Genomic DNA, 2781 nt, shown 5'->3' with positions numbered 1-2781 from the left:
CCCGCGCCGGAACGCCGGCGGCCGGTCAGCTTACGCTGCGAAAAAGCGGACATTTGAACTTGGCTAAAAGCGGACATTACAACTTAGCCTCTACAGGCCGAGTGGTTGACACCGTGTTTTATGTCTACTTCCCCGGCGCGGGAAACGCCGGAATCGCCCTCGTGTCTCGCTCAGCCTTCGACATTTTCTGTCGGAAATGCCGCTGCCAATTGACTTCAACCGGCGTGCATGGACGTCTTCGGGGCATGCACGGGACGTGTCGGGGGAACGCCGGACACTGCGTCTGGGTGTGCGCTGTCCCTGATCCCTGGCATGCCGAAGCAGCGATTTTTTCACGACCGCTTGACATTCGACATTTTCTGCCTATTATGGCGATTAATTCGTAGTGCCCGTAATGCGACCAGAGCCCGCCCGAGTGCGGGCTTTTGTGTATCTGCACTGCGCCTCCCGCCATGAAAGCCCGTTACACCAGCACCGCCGCCGCTCTCGGCGAGGCGTTGCGCCATGCCGTGCTGCGCAGCGGCCCCTCCGCGCTCGCGGCGCTGCACCGGGACGCCGCAGGCGACGAGACGCTCACCGGTGACGACGCCAGCACCCAGGTGGCCCGCATCCGCCGCCGCATGGACCAGCTCACGCCCGTGCAGCAGGCGCTGCTGATCGTCAGCTACGCGCCGCGCGATCTGACCTGTTCGTGCCGCAGACCCTGCTGCGCCGGGCACTACGCGAACCCCGAATGGGCGGCAGCACGCGCGCTCCTGGTAGTGCACACCGCCGCCCTCTTCCCGCAGCAGGCGCTGCACCTCCGGCTGCGCGAGGCGCTGGTCGCCAACCTGCTCACCCGTACGCCGGAGACGCAGGTGAGCCTCGCCGCGCGCTGCGGCGCGCACCGCCAGACGGTGGCCGCGCATACGGCGATCCTCACGGCCGCGCTGCTGGGTACCCGCACGAAGGGCGGCGAATTCGACCACGCGTTCGGCCGCATCGACGCGCTGCTGCGCGAGGCGGCCATCGTGGTCGACGAGGTGAGCGAACAGGCCGCCTGAGATGGCGTACGCACGGCCGGTGATCGAGCAGCGGCCCATTGATGCGCTCGTGCCGTATGAACGCAACGCGCGTACCCATTCGCGCGAGGAGGTTGAACTGATTGCCGCGAGCATTCGCCAGTGGGGGTTCACCAACCCCGTGCCGGTTGACGAGGACGGCCACGTGCTGGCCGGTCACGGGCGGCTGGCCGCGGCCCGCACGCTGGGCATGACAGACGGTGCCGTGCGTGGTGCTCGCGCGCATGACCGACGCGCAGCGGCGTGCCTACATCCTCGCCGACAACCAGCTCGCGCTGCGCGCCGGCTGGGACAGCGAACTGCTCGCGCTCGAACTCGGCGCGCTGCGCGACGACGGCTTTGATCTGAGCCTCACCGGCTTTGAAACCGGCGAGCTGGAGCGCCTGCTTGGCCCCGCTGGCGCAACGGGTCTCACGGACGACGACGCGGCACCGGACTACCCCGACGTGCCGGTGAGCCGCCCCGGCGACGTGTGGCGGTGCGACGCACACCGCGTGATGTGTGGCGACGCGACGGCCATGGGCGACCTGGGCCGGCTGATGGACGGCGCCCACGCGCAGCAGATCGTGACCGACCCGCCGTACAACGTCGCCTATGAAGGCAAGTCGAAACGGCGCCTGTCAATCGTCAATGATGCGATGTCCGAGGCGGCGTTCCATCAGTTTCTGCTCGCCGCGTATGGCCGGATGTTCGCAGTCGCCACGGCCGGTGCGCCCGTGTACGTATTTCATGGCGACACCCACGGCCTGACGGTCCGGCGCGCGTTCAGCGACGCCGGGTTTCGCCTCGCGCAGTGCTGCGTATGGGTCAAGCCCGCATTCGTGATGGGCCGCCACGACTACCACTGGCAGCACGAGCCGGTGCTCTACGGCTGGAAGCCGGGCGCGCCGCACCGCTGGTACGGCGACCGCAGGCAGTCCACCGTGTGGACGTTCAGGCGGCCGGCGCGCAGCGACATGCACCCGACCATGAAGCCGGTGGCGCTGGTGGAATATCTGGACATGAACGGCAGCCGCGCGGGCGAAACCGTGCTGGACCCGTTCGGCGGCTCGGGCACCACGCTCATTGCGTGCGCGCGTACCGGCCGCGTGGCGCGGCTGCTGGACATCGATCCGCGCTATTGCGACGTGATCGTGAAGCGCTGGCAGGACTGGAGTGGCGGGACGGCCATCCGCGAGGCGGATGGCGCGTGCTTCGATATGCCGGCGGATCAGGTCGCGATGCGGTAGGTGCGCTGGCCGTCGACGCGCGCGCTGCTTACGTTCAGGCCGAGCTTCCTGCGCAGCGTGCCGCTGATGAAGCCCGAATGGGCCTGCCAGCCGGTCGCGGCCATCAGGGCCGCGAGCGTGGCCCCGGTTTCGGTGCCGAGCATGCCGAGCACCCGCGCGAGCTTCGAATCCTCGCGTGGCGAACCTGCGGCTGCGGGCGCGCCCGGCGCCTGCGTTGCCTCCTGAGGCGCGCGTGCAGCCTGCTGGCGGGCACGCGGCGCCTTCGCCGGGGCCTTGGCACGCGTGGATGCAGTCGCCTTCACAGGCGTGCTGGTGGTCTTGTTGCCGCTCTTGCGAGGCGTCCTTGCGATGCTCTTGCTGGTCGTCCTTGCGGTCGCCTTGCCGGTGGTCCTTGCAGGGCGGTTTCAAGAGTGAAGCGCAACAGGGGGCTAATGAATGGAAGCTGAGTGTATCGAAGCGGTTGCGAGCATACGTTCGAAGACCTCGAATGG

General features: G+C 68.2%; 3 protein-coding genes and 1 pseudogene. 3 read left to right on the top strand and 1 reads right to left on the bottom strand.

Annotation, left to right across the window (positions count from 1 at the left end; all coding sequences use genetic code 11):
- Nucleotides 1–452: 452 nt before the first annotated feature.
- The 3 genes and pseudogenes from P3T23_RS47420 to P3T23_RS47410 all read left to right on the top strand — a co-directional run bounded on the left by P3T23_RS47420 (nt 453) and on the right by P3T23_RS47410 (nt 2290).
- The gene (locus P3T23_RS47420) at nt 453–1043 is read left to right on the top strand and encodes a hypothetical protein (RefSeq protein ID WP_429322909.1); all 591 of its coding nucleotides are present in this window, start codon (nt 453–455) and stop codon (nt 1041–1043) included.
- 1 nt (nt 1044) lies between these two features.
- Nucleotides 1045–1209, top strand: a pseudogene (locus P3T23_RS47415) (ParB N-terminal domain-containing protein); the annotation flags it as partial.
- A gap of 61 nt (nt 1210–1270) precedes the next feature.
- Nucleotides 1271–2290, top strand: a complete 1020-nt coding sequence (locus P3T23_RS47410; RefSeq protein ID WP_429322908.1) for a DNA modification methylase — start codon at nt 1271–1273, stop codon at nt 2288–2290.
- Here the strand turns inward: P3T23_RS47410 and P3T23_RS47405 are convergent.
- Entirely contained in the window at nt 2272–2592 is a 321-nt protein-coding gene (locus P3T23_RS47405) for a DUF3489 domain-containing protein (protein ID WP_429322907.1), read from the bottom strand. The two genes, P3T23_RS47410 and P3T23_RS47405, sit on opposite strands and share 19 nt — an antisense overlap.
- Nucleotides 2593–2781 lie beyond the last annotated feature (189 nt).

The sequence above is a fragment of the Paraburkholderia sp. GAS448 genome (genome assembly GCF_050435685.1).
GTDB lineage: Bacteria > Pseudomonadota > Gammaproteobacteria > Burkholderiales > Burkholderiaceae > Paraburkholderia.
This window is presented reverse-complemented; position numbering and strand designations above follow the sequence as displayed.